The organism is Parasphingorhabdus sp. (assembly GCF_036963705.1).
Classification (GTDB): domain Bacteria; phylum Pseudomonadota; class Alphaproteobacteria; order Sphingomonadales; family Sphingomonadaceae; genus Parasphingorhabdus.
In genome coordinates this window covers 1-693 of sequence record NZ_JBALUT010000163.1, presented here as the reverse complement: position 1 = coordinate 693, position 693 = coordinate 1, and the positions used below count along the sequence as shown (strand labels likewise).

Annotated in this window: 1 protein-coding gene; it reads left to right on the top strand. The window is 64.5% G+C overall.

Translation table 11 applies throughout. From position 1 onward, the window contains the following. A partial coding sequence (locus V7680_RS15685) for a hypothetical protein (RefSeq protein ID WP_335654183.1) occupies positions 1 to 278 on the top strand: 278 nt, incomplete at its 5' end. Positions 279 to 693 lie beyond the last annotated feature (415 nt).

The window sequence follows — 693 nt, the reverse complement described above, 5'->3', positions numbered from 1 at the left end:
CGCTGCTGATCAAGCGCGGCGATCTCGGCGGGCGGATCGGCGCGCGCACCGCCGACAAGGTGATCACCTGGGAGGAATGGCAGGACGGCGTGCGCTTTGACGACGACGGCAACAAGATCGACGAGCGCGAGGCGGCGGAAATGATGCGCAAGACGCTCGACGCCAAGCTGGGCGACATGCGGATGAAACTGCTGGCGCGGCGGGCAAAGGCGGAGGAGCGGGTCCGCGCGCTGGAGGCGCGGGCGGCGGAGATCGAGGGAGGTGGTGGCGGGGAGTGAGCGTGCGGGGTGAGAGCACTCGTCATCCTGAACTTGTGGTTTTCTCGTCATCCTGAACTGGTTTCAGGATCCCCACCGGCGGCGCGCAGTCTCACGAGGTCCTGAAACCAGTTCAGGATGACGATGGGAGACTGGAAATGCCGTTCGTCTCGAGCGAAGTCGAGAGACGGTTGGGCGCGTTTTGGCCTGTGTCTCGACTTCGCTCGACATGAACGGGATGGGGTGCAGCCACAGGGCGCATTTGTCATCCCAGCGCAGGCTGGGATCCATAGCAATGGTAGCGGGTGACGCACTATCGGGATCGGTCGCCAGATTGGTTTAGGCCCCAGCCTTCGCTGGGGTGACGGGTGCGGGCAGCGGCTTGCCGACCAACCTAAATCCCGCCGTCGGTAACCTCGTAACCGGCCGCTTCCAG